General features: G+C 68.2%; 16 protein-coding genes. 12 read left to right on the plus strand and 4 right to left on the minus strand.

The window, feature by feature from the left end:
* Positions 1–184: 184 nt before the first annotated feature.
* Positions 185–532, minus strand: a complete 348-nt coding sequence (locus H8R02_RS11735; RefSeq protein ID WP_187081614.1) for a hypothetical protein — start codon at positions 530–532, stop codon at positions 185–187.
* Between the two features lie 99 nt (positions 533–631).
* On the opposite strand from H8R02_RS11735, the gene H8R02_RS11740 reads away from it, so the two are divergent.
* From H8R02_RS11740 to H8R02_RS11770, 7 genes are all read left to right on the plus strand, one after another.
* Positions 632–928 carry a toxin-antitoxin system TumE family protein gene (locus H8R02_RS11740; RefSeq protein WP_187081615.1) on the plus strand — a complete coding sequence of 99 codons (297 nt, stop codon included), beginning with the start codon at positions 632–634 and terminating at the stop codon, positions 926–928.
* Positions 925–1296 carry an HVO_A0114 family putative DNA-binding protein gene (locus tag H8R02_RS11745; RefSeq protein ID WP_255429312.1) on the plus strand — a complete coding sequence of 124 codons (372 nt, stop codon included), beginning with the start codon at positions 925–927 and terminating at the stop codon, positions 1294–1296. Before H8R02_RS11740 ends, H8R02_RS11745 begins: the two co-directional genes overlap by 4 nt.
* A 335-nt stretch (positions 1297–1631) precedes the next feature.
* Positions 1632–2198 (plus strand): (2Fe-2S)-binding protein, encoded by a 567-nt coding sequence (locus H8R02_RS11750; RefSeq protein ID WP_187081617.1) that lies wholly within the window; start codon positions 1632–1634, stop codon positions 2196–2198.
* Positions 2195–3217, plus strand: coding sequence for an FAD binding domain-containing protein (locus H8R02_RS11755; protein WP_187081618.1), 1023 nt, complete (start codon positions 2195–2197; stop codon positions 3215–3217). Before H8R02_RS11750 ends, H8R02_RS11755 begins: the two co-directional genes overlap by 4 nt.
* Positions 3214–5334 carry a xanthine dehydrogenase family protein molybdopterin-binding subunit gene (locus H8R02_RS11760; RefSeq protein ID WP_187081619.1) on the plus strand — a complete coding sequence of 707 codons (2121 nt, stop codon included), beginning with the start codon at positions 3214–3216 and terminating at the stop codon, positions 5332–5334. The genes H8R02_RS11755 and H8R02_RS11760 overlap by 4 nt, the downstream gene beginning before the upstream one ends.
* 103 nt (positions 5335–5437) lie before the next feature.
* Positions 5438–5881 (plus strand): cyclophilin-like fold protein, encoded by a 444-nt coding sequence (locus H8R02_RS11765; protein ID WP_255429313.1) that lies wholly within the window; start codon positions 5438–5440, stop codon positions 5879–5881.
* 136 nt (positions 5882–6017) lie between these two features.
* Entirely contained in the window at positions 6018–6866 is an 849-nt protein-coding gene (locus H8R02_RS11770) for a DMT family transporter (protein WP_187081620.1), read from the plus strand.
* A gap of 16 nt (positions 6867–6882) precedes the next feature.
* On the opposite strand, the gene H8R02_RS11775 is transcribed toward H8R02_RS11770, so the two are convergent.
* From H8R02_RS11775 to H8R02_RS11785, 3 genes are all read right to left on the minus strand, one after another.
* Entirely contained in the window at positions 6883–8583 is a 1701-nt protein-coding gene (locus tag H8R02_RS11775) for a FlgO family outer membrane protein (RefSeq protein WP_187081621.1), read from the minus strand.
* Between the two features lie 352 nt (positions 8584–8935).
* Positions 8936–10081: a PDDEXK nuclease domain-containing protein gene (locus tag H8R02_RS11780; RefSeq protein ID WP_187081622.1), complete on the minus strand. Its 1146-nt coding sequence runs from the start codon at positions 10079–10081 to the stop codon at positions 8936–8938.
* Positions 10082–10137: 56 nt separating this feature from the next.
* Positions 10138–10971 carry a SphA family protein gene (locus tag H8R02_RS11785; RefSeq protein ID WP_187081623.1) on the minus strand — a complete coding sequence of 278 codons (834 nt, stop codon included), beginning with the start codon at positions 10969–10971 and terminating at the stop codon, positions 10138–10140.
* 106 nt (positions 10972–11077) lie between these two features.
* Here H8R02_RS11785 and H8R02_RS30390 point away from each other — a divergent pair, with 106 nt between their 5' ends.
* The 5 genes from H8R02_RS30390 to H8R02_RS11805 all read left to right on the plus strand — a co-directional run bounded on the left by H8R02_RS30390 (position 11078) and on the right by H8R02_RS11805 (position 16574).
* The gene (locus tag H8R02_RS30390) at positions 11078–11209 is read left to right on the plus strand and encodes a hypothetical protein (RefSeq protein WP_255429350.1); all 132 of its coding nucleotides are present in this window, start codon (positions 11078–11080) and stop codon (positions 11207–11209) included.
* 287 nt (positions 11210–11496) lie between these two features.
* On the plus strand, positions 11497–12621 hold the full coding sequence (wecB, locus tag H8R02_RS11790; protein WP_354004907.1) for a non-hydrolyzing UDP-N-acetylglucosamine 2-epimerase: 1125 nt from the start codon (positions 11497–11499) through the stop codon (positions 12619–12621).
* Positions 12622–12645: 24 nt separating this feature from the next.
* Positions 12646–12870, plus strand: coding sequence for a hypothetical protein (locus tag H8R02_RS11795; RefSeq protein ID WP_187081625.1), 225 nt, complete (start codon positions 12646–12648; stop codon positions 12868–12870).
* Positions 12867–14495: a DUF2334 domain-containing protein gene (locus tag H8R02_RS11800; RefSeq protein WP_187081626.1), complete on the plus strand. Its 1629-nt coding sequence runs from the start codon at positions 12867–12869 to the stop codon at positions 14493–14495. Before H8R02_RS11795 ends, H8R02_RS11800 begins: the two co-directional genes overlap by 4 nt.
* Positions 14496–14522: 27 nt before the next feature.
* On the plus strand, positions 14523–16574 hold the full coding sequence (locus tag H8R02_RS11805; protein WP_187081627.1) for a cellulose biosynthesis cyclic di-GMP-binding regulatory protein BcsB: 2052 nt from the start codon (positions 14523–14525) through the stop codon (positions 16572–16574).
* Positions 16575–16581: the final 7 nt, after the last annotated feature.

Here is a 16581-nt window from a genome sequence, read left to right on the forward strand (position 1 = left end):
TCCGGACTCACGATGGCCACCCCCGTTCAGGAGTCGACCTCTGATGCCTCTCCAGGCGCTACGGGCTACGCCCTTCGCGCCTTGAAGACATTAAAAACTTACACCACTCCCCGGGACATCAACCGGCACGCCGTTCGCCGAGAACGCGCAGTGGACGCGTGACTTCGCCGCGCTGGACAGCGACCTACCGTCGCTCACCTTCCTCCTTGGAGCAGTGGGCACTCGGGCTGCAGCCCCCGAGTTTCCAGATGCGGGATACGACCCGTGCGATCGACTGCTTCAACAAGAGATCGGCTTCCGGACCTTGGGCAGAGGCGACATCGAGCTCGACGATCACATTGGCCCTGTGGCGCCATTTGCGGATGCCGTCCAAGCCGGCCTGTTGCTGTGGATCGACGCCCTCGCGCGGGCCCACGTGGTCCAAGGATGGAGTATCGAGCCGATCGAGATGGACGTGTTGCTGCTCCAGCTTTCGGGCGTTGAAGGTCAGTCGTGGCAGCTGCCGCTTCGGTCTCACCAGATCGGGCTGCACGGGATCGATCTGCTCGTCGAGAGACTCGCGAGGCACTTCGGGCCGCCCGTCAAGGATGCAGCCCGGCCACAGTAGACACCAGGGAGGATACAATCTGTCATGCCTGAGCGAAAGGTCGTTGACGCGACGAATCACATCCCCCGCAAGCGAGGCAACGGCGTCCTCCGGCGGGAAGTGTGGGTAGACGGTGCAGGTCAGGTGACGCGCTACAACCTGGCCTACATCAATCACGGCATCTGTGGCATCGACAATGGGCGCGTGGTGGGGTATGACAATGCCCACGGGTTCCATCACCGGCATGTCATGGGGCAGGTCGAACCCATCGAGTTCACGAGCTACGAGGATGTCGAAGAACGCTTTGAGCTGGATTACCTGGCGATGAAGGAATGGAAATGAAGAAGGTCACGATCGGTCTGGGCGACGAGAACGATTTCTTCGAGCGCGGCCGTCGCATTGCGAAGGCGGCCGACAGCAGCGAGGTCATCCCGGAAGAAGCGGTCGTGACCTTCGGTGATCCCGTGGAATTGGTTCGGGCGCTGACGCCGAGCCGACTGGAACTCGTTGCCGCGGTGAAGGCCAAGCCCGATTCGATCCAGGGGATCGCGGACCGCGTTCATCGCGATCGCAGTGCAGTTCGCCGCGACCTTCAGGCCCTGATCGATGCAGGGATCGTGCTTGTGGAACGCCGTGTTCTGCCTGGTCATGGCACGATGAAGTTCCTTCAAGTGCCAGCGAAGAAGGTCGTGCTGCAAGCTGTGTTGTAGTCGGCCTGAGGCTCCTGACATTTGCCCCTTCAGGGCCGAAAAGCTTGGGGGACTTTTGGGGGACTCGGATCTGGAAAACATCCGAAAACACCCGTCTTTGGGGGACTTTCGAGGTCCCCTCGTCTAGAAGAATCAACAACTTGCGCATGCAACAGGAGCTACGAACCAAGGGGTCGTGGGTTCGAATCCTGCCAGCCGCGCCATCTTCAAGGACCTGGGTCGCAAGACCCGGGTCTTTTTTTTGTTGCGATGTACGTTGCAGGCGCCGTCCGACAGGGCCGCCGCGTGCCGGCATCCACAATGCCTTCGCGCTCCCGCTTTTCGGGACGCCGCACATGCCGCCATACGCCCCACCTTCGCGTCACGCGATCCGCCTGCGCATCAACGGCACAACGTGCGAGATGGAGGTCGAAAGCTGGACCACGCTGCTGGACCTGCTGCGCGGCCCGCTCGACCTTACCGGCACCAAGAAAGGCTGCGACCACGGCCAGTGCGGCGCCTGCACGGTGCTCGTCGATGGCGTGCGCGTGCTCTCGTGCCTGACGCTGGCGGTGATGACCGACGGCCGCGAGGTGACCACCGTCGAGGGCCTCGCGCAGGGTGACCAGCTGCACCCGCTGCAGCAGGCCTTCATCGAGCACGATGCCTTCCAGTGCGGCTACTGCACGCCGGGGCAGCTGTGCTCGGCCGCCGGCCTTGCGAACGAAGGGCACGCGAAGACGCTGGACGACGTGCGCGAGCTGATGTCGGGCAACCTGTGCCGCTGCGGCGGCTATGTGCAGATCGCGCAGGCAGTGGCGCAGGTGGTGCTGGGCCCCGGGCCGCACGCGAGCGAGGTGGCGCACGAGGCGTGGATCGCGGGCACGACCGTGAATGCGGGGAAGGCGAAGGCAAAGGCATGAACCCGTTCACCTTCGTCGCGTGCAGAGACGTTCCCGCAGCGCTGCAGCTCGCCGGCGAGGGCACCCGCTTCATCGCGGGCGGCACCAACCTCATCGACCTCATGAAGGTGCGCGTGATGCGGCCCACGCGGCTGGTCGACATCAACGGGCTGCGTCTCGATGCGATCGAGCGCACCGCCGACGGCGGCCTGCGGCTGGGGGCGCTCGCCCGCAACGCGGCCACGGCCTGGCACCCGCTCGTGCGCGAGCACTACCCGCTGCTCGCGAGCGCGATCCTGTCGGGCGCCACCGCGCAGATCCGCAACATGGCCAGCAACGGCGGCAACCTGCTGCAGCACACCCGCTGCTGCTACTTCTACGACACCGCCGCGCCGTGCAACAAGCGCGAGCCGGGGTCCGGCTGCTCGGCGATCGGCGGCCTTGCGCGGCAGCATGCGATCCTGGGCGCGAGCGAGCACTGCATTGCCACCCATCCCTCCGACATGTGCGTGGCACTGGCCGCGCTGGGCGCGACCGTGCACGTGCAATCCCCTCGCGGCGAGCGCAGCATCGCCTTCGCCGATTTCCACCGCCTGCCCGGCGACCGGCCGGACGTGGACACGACGCTGGCGGACGACGAGCTGATCGTCGCGCTCACGCTGCCCGCCGCCGACGAATTCCGCGCGCACAGCGTGTACCTCAAGCTGCGCGAGCGCCTGTCGTATGCATTCGCGCTGGTGTCCGTGGCGGCCGCGCTGGACCTCGACGGCAACACCATCCGCGCTGCACGCCTGGCCCTCGGCAGCGTGGCGCACAAGCCCTGGCGCGACCCTGCGGCCGAAGCGCTGCTGGTCGGCCAGCCCGCAACCGACGCGTCGTTCGCGCGCGCCGCCGATGCCCTGCTGCAGGGGGCAGTGCCGCAGGGCGCGGGCGAGGGCAGCAATGCCTTCAAGATCCCGCTGGCGCGCCGCGCCATCGTGCGCGCGCTGGCGCTCGCCACGGCCGGGACCGTCACCAACCACCCGGAGGATGCGCCATGAGCCGCGGTCTCGTCGCGATCGGCGAGCCGGTCCCGCGCGTCGACGGCCGCGCGAAGGTGACGGGCAGCGCGCGTTATGCCGCCGAGATCGCCGCCGAGGCGCTCGTGCATGGCGTCGCGGTCAATGCCACGATCGCGCGCGGGCGCATCCTGGCCCTGCACGACGAAGAAGCGCGCGCGGTGCACGGCGTGCTCGACGTGCTATGGCACGGCCACCGCAGCGACGCGCCGCACCTCGCGCATTACTTCGACGCCGGCGAAGACTTCTCCACGGTGCCCGCCAAGCCGCTCGTGAGCGACCAGGTGCACTATGCCGGCCAGCCCGTGGCGCTTGTGCTGGCCGACACCTGGGAAGCCGCGCGGCACGCTGCCGGCCTGGTGCGCATCGACTACGACGTGCAAGCGCACGCCACCGACCTGCCGCACCACCACGACGAAGGCCGGGCGCCGAAGGAGCTCGACGAAGACACCGCGCCGCCCAAGCCGCGCGGCGACGCCGACGCGGCATTCGCGGTCGCGCCCGTGAAGATCGACGCCGAGTTCCACCAGGCCGTGGAGCACCACAACCCGATGGAGCTGCACGCGAGCACGGTGCTGTTCGAGGCGGGCGGCGCGCTGACCGTGCACGACAAGAACCAGGGCGCGCACAGCACCCGCAAGCGGCTGGCCAAGGTGTTCGGCTTTCCGGAGAGCCGGATCACGCTGCTGAACACCTTCGTGGGCGGCGCCTTCGGCTCCGGGCTGCGTCCTCAGTACAACGTGCTGCTCGCGATCGTCGGTGCGCTGCACCTGCGGCGCAACGTGCGCGTGGTGCTGAGCCGCCAGCAGATGTTCACCTTCGGCCACCGGCCGGAGATCTGGCAGCGCATGCGGCTGGGTGCCGACCGCGACGGGAAGCTCACCGCGCTGATCCATGAGGCAGTGGGCGAAACCTCGCGCGTCGAGGACTTCACCGAGATGGTCACGCGATGGTCGGGCACGCTGTACCGCTGCGACAACCTGCGCGGCGACTACCGCCTGCTGCCGCTGGACCTGCCGACGCCGCTGGACATGCGCGCCCCCGGCGCCGCGAGCGGCCTGTTCCCGCTCGAGGTGGCAATGGACGAACTGGCACACGCACTGGGCATGGACCCGCTGGCGCTGCGCCTGGCGAACTACGCCGAGCGCGCGCCGTCCGGCGACAAGCCTTATTCCAGCAAGAAGCTGCGCGAGTGCTACGCGTTGGGCGCCGAGCGTTTCGGCTGGTCACGGCGCAACCCGCAGCCGCGCAGCACGCGCGTGGGCGACGAATGGGTCGGCTGGGGCATGGCCAGCGGGCAGTGGATCGCCGAGCAGCACGAAGCGCAGGCGCGCGTGGTGTGGCATGCCGATGGCCAGGTGGACGTCGAGACGGCGGCCAGCGACATCGGGACCGGCACCAGCACCGTGCTGGCGCAGATCGCCGCGTCCGCGCTGGGGGTGCCGATCGAAGACGTGCACGTGCACATCGCCGATACGCGCCTGCCGCAGGCGCCGACGGAGGGCGGTTCGTCGCACGTGGCCAGCGTGGGCTCGGCGGTGGACGGCGCGTGCGACAAGCTGCGCAAGAAAGCCGCGAAGCTCGGCTCCCGGGTCGAAAAACTCGAAGCGCACTTCCACGTGCAGCCCGACGAGGACGAGCAGGGCCGCTACGAACGCGCCGTGCATTCGGCGGTGTTCTGCGAAGTGCGCGTGGACGAAGCGATGGGCACCGTGCGCGTCACGCGCGTCGTGAGCGCGGCGGCGTGCGGGCGCATCATCAACGAGCTCACCGCGCGCAGCCAGGTGCTGGGCGGCATCGTCTGGGGCATCGGGCAGGCGCTGCACGAAGAAACCTTGATCGACCACGCGCTCGGCCGCTTCATGACGGTGGACCTGGCGAACTACCACGTGCCGGTGAACGCCGACATCCACGAGCTCGAGGTCCTCTTCGTGCCCGAGGACGACCGCGTCGTCAGCCGCCTGGGCGCCAAGGGCGTGGGCGAGATCGGCGGCCTGGGTGTCGCCGCCGCGATCTCCAATGCGATCTGGCACGCAACCGGCCGCCGGGTCCGCTCGCTGCCGATGACGCCCGACAAGGTGATGGCACCTCACGCGTAAGTCCTTGATTTCTCTGCTATCGCGGCAGCGCTATGGATGTTCCTCCGCCGCAGGCCTATCATCGTTTGCTTCAGCTCCGTCGAGCACCCTGGAGGCCGAGCCCATGAATGCAGCAGTCGGTCGCATCGCCCTGCGGCTCGCGCTTGTCGCCGCCCTGGGCTTCCACTTTGGCGCGTGGGCGGAGACCCTGAAGATCGTCATCGAGATCGACGGCAAGCCGATCGCCGCGACGCTGGACGACACCACCATGGGCCGCGAATTCGCGGCGATGCTGCCCCTGACGCTCACGCTCACCGACTACGGCAACATGGAGAAGGTGGCGGAGCTGCCGCGCAAGCTGGCGCCCCGCGATGCACCGCGCGGCGCGGACCCCGACATCGGCGACATCGCGTACTACCCGGCCTGGGGCAAGGTCCGCATCTTCTACAAGGACCTCGGCTACCTCGACGGGCTCGTCAAGCTCGGTTCCATCGATGCCAGCATCGCACCGCTGCAGGTGCCCGGCCCGCTGCGCGTCGTCATCAAGCGGCTCGAACCCGCGCGATAATCCGCAGGCCATGAACCTGTCCCCGCCTCTCGCACCACCCGCCCTGGCCTGAAGCGCCAGACAAGCCGCATCGCACTCGCGCACCTGCTGCGCCGGGCGCGTGCGTTCACGGGTATCCATTGCGACAGGTGATTCCATGTCTTCTCTTTCCGGGGCCGCTTTCGGCCCGACGGCGCTGTTCGTGCTGCTGTGGAGCAGCGGCGCGCTCTTCGCCAAGTGGGGGCTGGCGCATGCCAGCGCCTTTGCCTTTCTCTCCTTGCGTTTTGCGCTTGCGCTCGCCGTGCTCGCCGCGCTGGCTGCCTGGCAGCGGCGGCCGCTCTTGCCGCGCCGCGGCACGCGCGTGCACGTGGCGGCGACCGGGCTCGTGCTCACGGGCTTGTATTCGGTGGCCTACCTGCTGGCGCTGGACCGCGGCGTCACGCCGGGCGTGCTGGCGACGGTGCTCGGCGTGCAGCCGATCCTCACGCTCGTGCTGACCGAGCGGCCGCTGTCGATGCGCCGCTTCGCGGGCCTCGTCGTCGCGCTCGGAGGGCTCGCGTTGGTCGTGTTCGACAGCATCGCGGCTGCGCGATTCGGCATCGCCGGCATTGCGTTCGCGTTGGGCGCGCTGGCCTGCATGACGGCCGGCACGCTGCTGCAGAAGCGGCTGGACCAGGCGCCCGCCGACGTGTTGCCGCTGCAGTATGCGGTGACGCTGGTGCTGTGCGTGGCCCTGCTGCCGCTGCAGCCGCTGCGCATCGAGTGGTCGATGGGCTTGGTCGCGTCGCTGGTGAGCATGGGCGTGGTGATCTCGGTCGTCGCCACGTTGCTGCTGTACCGGCTGATCCGCGAGCGCAACCTCGTGGACGTCACGAGCCTGTTCTACCTCGTGCCCGCGGGCACGGCGCTGTTGGACTGGCTGGTGCTGGGCAACCGGCTGGCGCCGGCCGCGATCGCGGGGATGGCGGCGATCGTCGCGGGGTTGCTGCTGGTGTTCCGGCGTTGACGCACCGGGCGAGCCGTCACAGCGGCAAGCCCGCGCGCTGCATGCCTTGGGCAAGGCGTTGTGTCTGCCCCGGCAGTTGCGTGCCGCGCCAGGCGCGTGTCTGCTCCATCCACGACGTGATGCTCAGTTGCGGCCGCAGGCGCAAGGCGTGGTCCAGGTGCGCCTTCGCCTGTGGCTCGCGGCCGCGCAGTGCGTCGATCGCCGCCATCCCGAGCCGCGGCCCGGGGTAGTCGGGCGCCGCGGCCGCGGCTTCGCGGAAGCGCTGGTACGCGGCGTCGTCGCGGCCGGCGTAGAACTCTGCCACCGCGGCGCGATACAGCGCGATGCGCACGAGATTCGGCTCCAGCGGGCTAAGCTTCATTGCAGCTGCCATGTGGGCGGCGACTTCGTGTGCGCGCCCCAGCAGCAGCTTCATCTCGCCGATCCGCACGTGGGCCCAGGCCTCGCTAGGGTACCTGGCAAGGTAGCTCTCGTAGATGGCAAGCGCCCCTTCGTAGTCGCCGCGCTCGCGCAGCGCGTGGCCGCGCAGGCAATGCGCATAACCGTAGCCGGGGTCGATCGCCTGCGCCTTCGCAAGCGCCTGCTCGGCGGCCTCGAGTTGGGCCGCCTGCGACTTCGCGTCGCCGGTTCGGAAAAACTCGAGCTCCGCCAGGTGCGAGTGGGCCCAACCCGTGAGCGCCGCCGCGGATGCGGGTTCCGCCGCGAGCGCGGCCTCGAACAGCTCGCGCGCGCGCAGCGCGTCCTCGCGGCTGGCGAGGTGGCGGATCAGGTGCTGGCCCTCCACCACGGCGTCGATCGCATCGAGCTGCCTGCCGCTTCGCAGCGGCTGGCGCGCCGCGGCCGTGAGCCGCACGTCGAGCACGCGCGCGACGCGCAGCGCGATGTCGCGCCGCCAGTCCCACTCGCTCACGTCGCGGTAGCTGAATTGCTCGCCCCACAGGACGACGCCGTCCTCGGCCGAAACGAAACGGGCATTGATCTGCACCGCCGCGCCTTCACGGCGCACGGTGCCGAGCAGGACATGCCGCACGCCCAGCTCGCGGCCGATGGTGCGCACGTCCGCGCCGCGCTCGCCGAGCACCGCCGCGGACGCGCGCGTGATGACGAGTGTGTCCGGAAGCCGGGACAACTCGGTCACGAGGTCTTCGGCCACGCTCTCCCCGAAGTAGCCCGCGTAGGCACCCTGCTGCTCGGTGAACGGCATCACGGCTATCGACCGGCGGGCCTTGATGCCTTCGTCGAGGGGTCGTTGTGGCGCCTGGCGGGCTCCCATGATCGTGATGCCGCCGGCAACGAGTGCGGCTGCGATGCCAGCCGCCGCCCACGCGCCGTGGCGGCGCACCGTCGAGGTCGGTTGGGACGAGACGGTGGCGGCTTCCGCTTCGCAAGGCGCGTCGGGCTCGAAGACATAACCGCGCCGCGGCACGGTCCGGATCATCCCCTCCGCCCTGTCGCCGAGCGCGGCACGCAGCTCACGCACGCATTGCGACAGCGAGTCGTCCGTCACGACCACGCCCGGCCATACGGCCGCCAGCAGCTCCTGCTTGCGCAGCACCCGGCCGGGATGGGCCGCGAAGTAGGTCAGCAGCGCCAGCGTCTTCGGCCGCAGCGGCACCGGCTGGCCGGCGCGCGTCAGCAACGCGCGCCGCAGGTCGAGCGTGAACGGCCCGAACGTTGTCGCCGGGACCGCGTCATCGTGCAGGTCGTGAGCGCCCATGGTGCTCCTCCTCGTCGATGGCCGGATTTTGCGCCCGGCTTTCGGCGAAATTTCAGCCAACTGTCGGCGCGGGCCCGCCGCCATTGCCTACATTCCGCCGGTCCAACGACCCAGGAGCTTGCGATGGCGGCGAAAACGGCACTTTTGCGCGGGTGGATGGGTGTGGTGCTGGCGAGCGCGGCAGCGGCGGCCGACGTGTCTGCAATGCGCGGCACGGACTCGTTGCGCGCCGGCATCGAGCGCCTGCCCGACAAGGACCTCGAAGGCTTGTTCCTGCGCTGCGCCCGCGAATCGGCCGAGCGCATGCTGGACTTCGGCGACGCGGCCGTGTGCTCGTTCGGCTTCGAGGCCCTCAAGAAGCGGAAGTTCGGCGGGGATTTCGAGGCACTGTTGGCTTGGTGGCGGTTAGGGCGCGATGCGTCGGATGCTCGTCCAGGGTCTTCTGCAATGCACTCGCCAGCAGCTTCTCATCCGGCAGCACGGTGTGGTACTCCGCAGCCATGACCTTGTTCGGCAGCCCGTCGAGGGCGTATCGCGCCACAGCGGCGTTGTGGCGTGCGCACAAGACGAGGCCGACCGGCGGATTCTCGCCGGGGAACGTCCAGTGCTCGCGTGCGTAGTTGCAGTACATGTGCATCTGCCCGACATCGGCGTGGTTGAACTCGCCGAGTTTGAGGTCGACGATCACGAGGCAACGCAGGCGGCGATGGAAGAAGAGCAAGTCGACCCGAAACCAGGTGTCACCGATCCGCAACCGCCGCTGCCGTCCAACGAACGTGAAATCGCCGCCGAGTTCAAGCATGAAGTCTTCGAGGCGGAGGATGAGGGCCTCCTCGAGCTGCGACTCCGAGTACTCGTCCTTCAGGTTCAGGAATTCGAGCACGAATGGGTCCTTGATAGCTTCGTCGGCGGTGACCAGGTCGCCAGGCAGAGGGACCGCACCGCGCTCCAGCATCGACCGCTTGTTCCGGGACAGCAGGGCGCGCGTGTAGAACTGGGAGTCGATCTGTCTTCCCAGTTGCCGGACGCTCCATCCGCCGCGCAAGGCTTCGTCTTCGTAAAAGCCCCGCTCCTGGGGCGAGCGTGTGCTGCGTACAAGCAGCACGTAGTGGGACCATGACAGCGGAAAAGGTCTCGCAAGTTTCCACGATTCGTGCCGTTGCGAAGATTTCCGAGACAGCGTCTCGGATTTTCCGGACGGTGGGTATGCGACGTAGAACTGGCGCATGAGTTCAAGGTTGTCGACGCTGAATCCGCGCCCGAACCGGGCCGCGAGGTCGGACGACAAGCGCTTGAGCAGTGACTGTCGGTATTCCGCGCGTTCCTGCCCTCCCTGCTCGAACTCGACGATACGGCGCCCGATTTGCCAGTACGTCGCTGTCATGACCGCGTTGACGCTCCGCGTGGCAGTACTTCGCGCCGATTCGAGCAGTGCAATGATGTCGCCGTGGAACCCGGCGTAGTCGCGCGGCGTCGGGACTTTGGTGTCTTCTTTCATGTCAGCCTCCCCGCCGTCAGGCTAACCGACCTCCACTCCAGACCAACGGATAGGCGCTACCTCACCCGCACCGCAAACTGCAGGAACACCCGGTCCCCCTTCGCCCGGTTGCGCACCCACTCCTCCCTTTGCCACTTCAGCGTCACGCCCCAGTTGTCCTCGTGGTAGCGCAGGTAGGGCCCGATGCCGAAGACGCGCCCGCGGTTTCCACCGGGTACGCCAACATCGTTGACCTTGTCGTCCGCGAGTTGCCGGTACGCGTACCCGCTCACGCCCACCTGCCAGTGCGGCGCCGGCGTGTAGCCGGCTGCGTAGTCCATGCTGAACTCGCGGCCCGACAGGTAGTTCGTGCGGTGGTTCTTCCGGTTGAACAGCACGACGAAGCTGCCGTCCACCTCGATCTCGGGCCGCGGGAACCACGTGATCCAGTAGTGCGGCGCGAGCGACACGAAGCCGCTGCTGATGTTCGTGGGCTGCCCCACTTCGTACTTCGCGATCGGGAAGTACAGCTCGACGCCGGCCATCTGGTGCACCTTCTCGCCGTGCCAGCCGAGCAGCACCGGCCCCACGAGGCCGGCCGGGAACCAGCCGCTGGACGTGCCTTCGCGGTGCAGCCTGCCCGCCGGCGTGCCCACGTCGAACTGCACGCGCGCATCGGCGTACCAGGTGAGGCCGACGCGCGTTTCGACGTCCGCGCCGAACAGCTTCACGTCAGGCCACACGTACTGCAGGCGCGTGGTCGCACCCGAAAACCGCAGGTCGAAATCCGACAGCCCCGCGCGCGGGTTGCCCGCAGCGTCGAGTGTTCGACCGGCGCGATAGCCCGCCAGGAAGTTGGTGATGCGCACGCTCCCCGGCGGCCCGATGACGCCCGCAAGCACGGTGTCCACGCCGAGCGCCTTGTTGGTGGCGCCGCCTTCGGTGGCGCGCAGGCCTTGAACATCAGCAGCGCGATCAGGCCGAGCGCGCACGCGAAACCGATCGGCCGCGTATGCCGTGCGCGACGTGCGCCTCATCTGGTTCAAGGACGACCCCGAGTGGGCCACGCTGCGCGGCGACGCGCGATTTGCCGCGCTGCTGCGGCGCATGAACATGCACGCGTACCCCGCCGGTATGGCGGGCGTCTGAGAATAATCCCGCCGAAGAATTCTCCCATCGTGGCCCAACGGTAGGTTTCGTCCTACTGCTGAATGCGGGCCGCACCGCCAAGCCTGCTGCGCTTACAAAAACAACATTGGGACCGCGTTTGATACACGGCCATTCACGCATGTCACATGTCAACCGTGCATTGCTGCACGGCAGCAGGCGAAATAGCCGGGAACTCGAGCGTTGGGTGTGGAATTCGCACGCAATGCGCGTCCACAGGAAGTAACGAATTGCCAGCGAATGCTGGCAGGGCAGGGAGGCCCGGCGCAGTGGATCAACCCGTGATCGGCATCGTGTGCGGCACGCGACCCGAGATCATCAAGCTCGCTCCCGTGTACCACGCACTGCGCGCCCAAGGCTGGGCTCGCGTCGTGTGGGTGCACACCGGGCAGCATGCCGACATGGCCGAGCACATGCTCGGCTGCTTCGACATCGTGCCGGACCTGCGCCTCACGCGCAGCGGCGCGGGCATCGAGCAGTTCAGCATCGAATGCCGCGCGCAGCTGGGCCAGCTCATGGCCGCGCAGCCGTGGGACATGTGCGTGGTGCAGGGCGACACCGAGAGTGCGTTCCTCGGCGCGCTGTGCGCGTTCTACCGCCGCATCCCGGTCGCGCACGTCGAAGCCGGGCTGCGCACATACAACCTGGAGCGGCCTTTCCCCGAGGAAGGCCTGCGCCAGATGATCAGCCGCATCACCGCGCTGCACTTCGCGCCCACCGAGCGCGCGCGCGACGCGTTGCTGCGCGAAGGCCTGCGCGATGCCGACATCCTCGTCACCGGCAACACGGTCGTCGACGCGCAGCTGTGGACCAGCGACAAGTACGGCATCAAGCGCGAGCCCGGCGCATCGAAAGGCCCGATCGTCGTCACCGTGCACCGCCGCGAACACTGGGGCGGCGAGATGCAGGAGATCTTCGAAGCCGTGGCCGAGGTGGCGCGCGAGCATCCGGACCGCCAGGTGCGCTTCCCCGTGCACCTGAACCCGGTGGTGCAGCGCGCCGCGCGCGACATCCTCGGCGACGTGCCCAACGTCGAGCTCACCGCGCCCTTCGATTACCTCGAGATGCAGCGTGCGCTGGCCGGTGCCTCGCTCGTGCTCACCGACTCCGGCGGCCTGCAGGAAGAAGCGCCGACCTTCGGCGTGCCCGTGCTCGTGCTGCGCCACGAGACCGAGCGGCCCGAATGCGTCGAAGCCGGCTGCGCCGCCCTCGTGGGCCCGCACCGCGAAGGCATCGTGCGCGAAGTGCGGCGCCTGCTTAACGACGAGCTGGCCTGGCGCCGCATGCAGGCGTCCACCAACCCCTTCGGCGACGGACGCGCGTCGCAACGCATCGCGGACGTGCTGGCCGCGCACCTCGTCCCCGTTCCCAGCACAGAGGCCGTCGCGGCCTGACCCGAACAACAGGAGCAGTCAAAGATGTACCCCGCCCGAATCCTCGTCATCGCCGCGCTGCTGCCTACCGCAGCCGCGCTGGCCCAGCCCGTCAAGGCACCACCCCTGCCGCCCGGCTCGAACCTCGTTCGCATCGAGCCCGGCCTGAACCCCGAAGAGAAGAAGCGCCACGTGCGCGCCCACCACCACAAGGGGCACGTCAAGAAGGACATGACCAGGGACGACAGCGACAAGGGAGCGAAGAAGTGAAGAAGTACCTCCGCCTCCTCGCCGCGATCTTCGCGCTGGCCTGCGCTTTCGCATCGCCGCTCGCCCAGGCCCAGACCGGGCCGAAGGTGCTCGTGCTCTACGACGCCCCGTCCGGCACTGAGTTCGAGAAGCTCGGCTTCGCTTACGCCATCATGCTGCGCAACCTGCTCGGCCACTTCGACGCGGCCGCGGACCTCGTGCCCGTGCAGCAGTACACCGCCGGCCGCATCAACAACTACGACGCGACCTTCTACCTCGGTGCCTACTACGACAACCAGGTGCCGGCCGCTTTCCTTTCCGACGCGGCCACGACGGCCAAGAAGCTCGTCTGGTTCAAGTACAACATCTGGCAGCTCGCCTGGAACAGCGCGTACAACTTCCAGGCCACGCGCGGCTTCGGCTTCTGGGGCCTGCGCGGCCTGAACGGGGCGCCCAGCTCGACGAACCCGGCCCCGGGCTTCTTCGACAGCGTCTCGTACAAGGGCAAGACATTCGTCAAGTACTACGACTACACGAACGGCGCCGTCAACGCCGACCCGGACATCGGCGTCACCGGCGTCACCGACGCGGCCAAGGCGCAGGCGGTCGTGATGGTCAACAACCCGAAGAGCGGCGAGAGCGCGCCTTACATCATGCGCTCGGGCAACTTCTGGTACGTGGCCGACATGCCCTTCAGCTTCATCGGCCCGCGCGACCGCTACCTCGTGTTCTCCGACATCCTGCACGACATGCTGGGCATCCCGCATGCCGAGAGCCACAAGGCGCTGATTCGGCTGGAGGACGTGGGCGCGCTGGTGAGCGTGGAAGCGATGAAGAAGCTCACCGACTACCTGCACAACAAGCGCGTGCCGTTCTCCATCGCCACGATTCCCTACTACGTCGACGCGCTGGGCGTCTACAACGGCGGCGTGCCGCAGCAGGTGCCGCTGTCGCAGGCCACCAACCTGAAGAAGGCGCTGAACTATGCCGTGGCGCGCGGCGCCGAGATCGTGATGCACGGCTACACGCACCAGTACGGCAACATGCGCAACCCGCACACGGGCGTGAGCGGCGACGACTACGAGTTCTGGAACATCGTCGCCAACCAGCCTGTCGCCGAAGACTCCGTCAGCTGGGTGTCGCAGCGCCTGTCCGCCGGCCTGAACGACCTGCGCAGCAACGGCTACAACCCGATGGCCTGGGAGGCACCGCACTACCACCAGTCCGCCACCGCTTCGCGCACGGCCGCCACGATGTTCACGACGACGTACCAGCGCTGCGTGTACTTCACGGCGGACAAGCCGAACTTCAGCGGCATCGGCAAGGACTTCGGCGTGGGCCAGATCTATGCCTACCCGATCGCGAAGGACTACTACGGCCAGCGCATCATCCCCGAGGCGCTGGGCAACATCGAGTACGACATCCGCACGATCGACCCGACCTCCTACTACAACTACACGTGGCAGGACATCGTGACCAACGCGAACTACATGCTCGCGGTGCGTGACGGCTACGCCTCGTTCTTCTTCCACCCGTTCTGGCTCGAGCCGGAACTGGGCGTCCCCGGCTTCGAGGACTTCAAGAAAGCCATCGAAGGCATCACCCAGCTCGGCTACAGCTGGGTGGCGCCCAGCACGGTCCGGTAGCCAACCCCTGCAGCAAAAGGTGCATCCATGAAACTGACAACGAGCCTCTCCAAGAGCGCACCGCAGCTCGGGCGCTTGATTGCCACGCTGGCCCTCGCATGGCCGCTGCTGGGCACGGCCCAGGCGCCCGCGCCCGCGGCCGCGCAGCCAACCGCGCAAGCACAGGCGCAGGCGCAGGGCAGCGTCACGGCGCCCGTGCAGCCCGGCGCCGCGCCGGCCGGTGGCACGCTGGCCGCGGCTGCACCTGCCGCTGCGCAAACGCCGGGACAGTGGATCCCGCGCGCCATGAGCTTCCAGGACCTCGGCTTCACGGGGCCCGTGGTGCTCGGCTACCCGGACACGATCCGCGAGATCTATTTGCCGGTGCCGCCCGGCATCAACCTGTCGAACGCGACGCTCAACCTCGACGCGAGCTACGTGCGCGCCGACGGCGGCCGCACGACGATGATCGTCGCGGTCGACGGCGTGCCGGTTTCCGCGCGCGCCTTCGTCGCCGACAAGGGTGATGCCAGCCTCGTCATCCCGCTCGACAACAAGCCGCGGCCCAGCGGCTTCGTGCGGCTGAACATCGACTGGCGCACCGCCGTCGCCCGCGAGAACACCTGCGCCGACGCGCGCACGCCGGGCAACCTGCTGCGCATCGAGCCCACATCGAAGTTCACCTTCAACTACGCGGGCAATGAACTGCTCGACCTCACGACCGCCTGGTCCGCGCTGCCGCCCAACCCGGTGATCGGCATCTCCAGCAACAAGCTCGCCGCCGCGGCGTACGACTCCGCCTGGCGCGTCGGCGTGGCGCTCGAGCGTGCCGGCAAGCGCCCGCAGGTCAAGGCGATGGGTGCCGGCGTCGTGCCCGACATCGTCATCTCCGACCAGGGCGCGGGCTCCAACGAAGTGAAGCTCGCCAACATGAACGGCCGCCCGACCATCGTGGTCGCGCAGGACGCCGGCGCGAAGGCCGCGGGCCTCTTCAGCCAGATCTGGCAGCAGGCCGCCGCGGGGCAGTCGCTCGTGGTGACGGCAATCGAGGAGCCGAAGAGCGAGAACAAGGCCGTGACGCTGAAGTACCTCGGCGCCAAGCCCGGCAGCTTCGACGTGCTGTCGCACGCCGACTGGAACGCCACGTTCGACATCGGCCAGGTGGCCGCCGACGGGCAGGGCCCCGGCACGCTCGTGATGGACGTCGCCGCATCGCCGTCCGCCGCGCGCACGCCGCCGATCGTGTCCGTCTTCATGAACGAAGTGCTGCTGGGCGCCAAGGAGATGGAAGCCACCGGCCGCCGCGAACGCATCGTCGCACCGATCCCGCGTTATGCGCTGGCTTCGCGCAACGTCATCCGCGTGTCCTTCGTGCGCCAGCTCGCCAGCGACCGCTGCCGCGAAACGCCCGAGCCGTTCCCGGTCTCCGTGCTGGCTTCGAGCCACATGCTGCTCGACAAGATCGAGCCGACCGGCGACTTCACGGGCCTCATGGCCGCGTTCGGCAGCGGCGGCACGCTCGTCGTGCCGGCCGCGCACCTCAGTGACGCGCAAGGCACGCTGCCGCGCGTGATCCGCCTCGCGTCGAGCACCGGCCTGTCGCCGATGAAGGCGAAATTCGTCACCGCCGAAGGCAATTCCGCGCCCAAGGTGGACGGCCCCTTCCTGGCCGTGGACGTGCCCATGAACGGCGACAAGAGCGAGGTGAAGGCCGAGAACGGGCGCCTGTACCTCTCGGGCTCCAAGGACAAGCCGCTGCTCGACGTGCGCGGCCTCAACCGCGTCGGCGTGCTCGAAGTGGTGAATGCCGGCGGCAACACCGGCGCCGTGTACCGCACGCTGGGCACCGAGCCGCCGCCCTTCGACAAGCCGATGCAGCTGTCCGAAGGCAACGTGGCCATCATGGGCAACAACGGCCTGCGCACGGAAGTCAACACGCACGACCCGGGCGGCCAGCTCGCGATGCGCGAGACCAAGCCGGGCCTCTTCGACCGCAGCTACTGGTGGCTGCTGCCGATCCTGGCCGTCACCTTCTTCATCGCCCTGCTGGTCTACGCGAGCCGCGCCCGCCGCCGCAAGAACGCCAGCACGGATGTCTGAGCCACGG

The sequence above is a fragment of the Ramlibacter albus genome (assembly GCF_014297445.1).
Lineage (GTDB): Bacteria > Pseudomonadota > Gammaproteobacteria > Burkholderiales > Burkholderiaceae_C > Ramlibacter > Ramlibacter albus.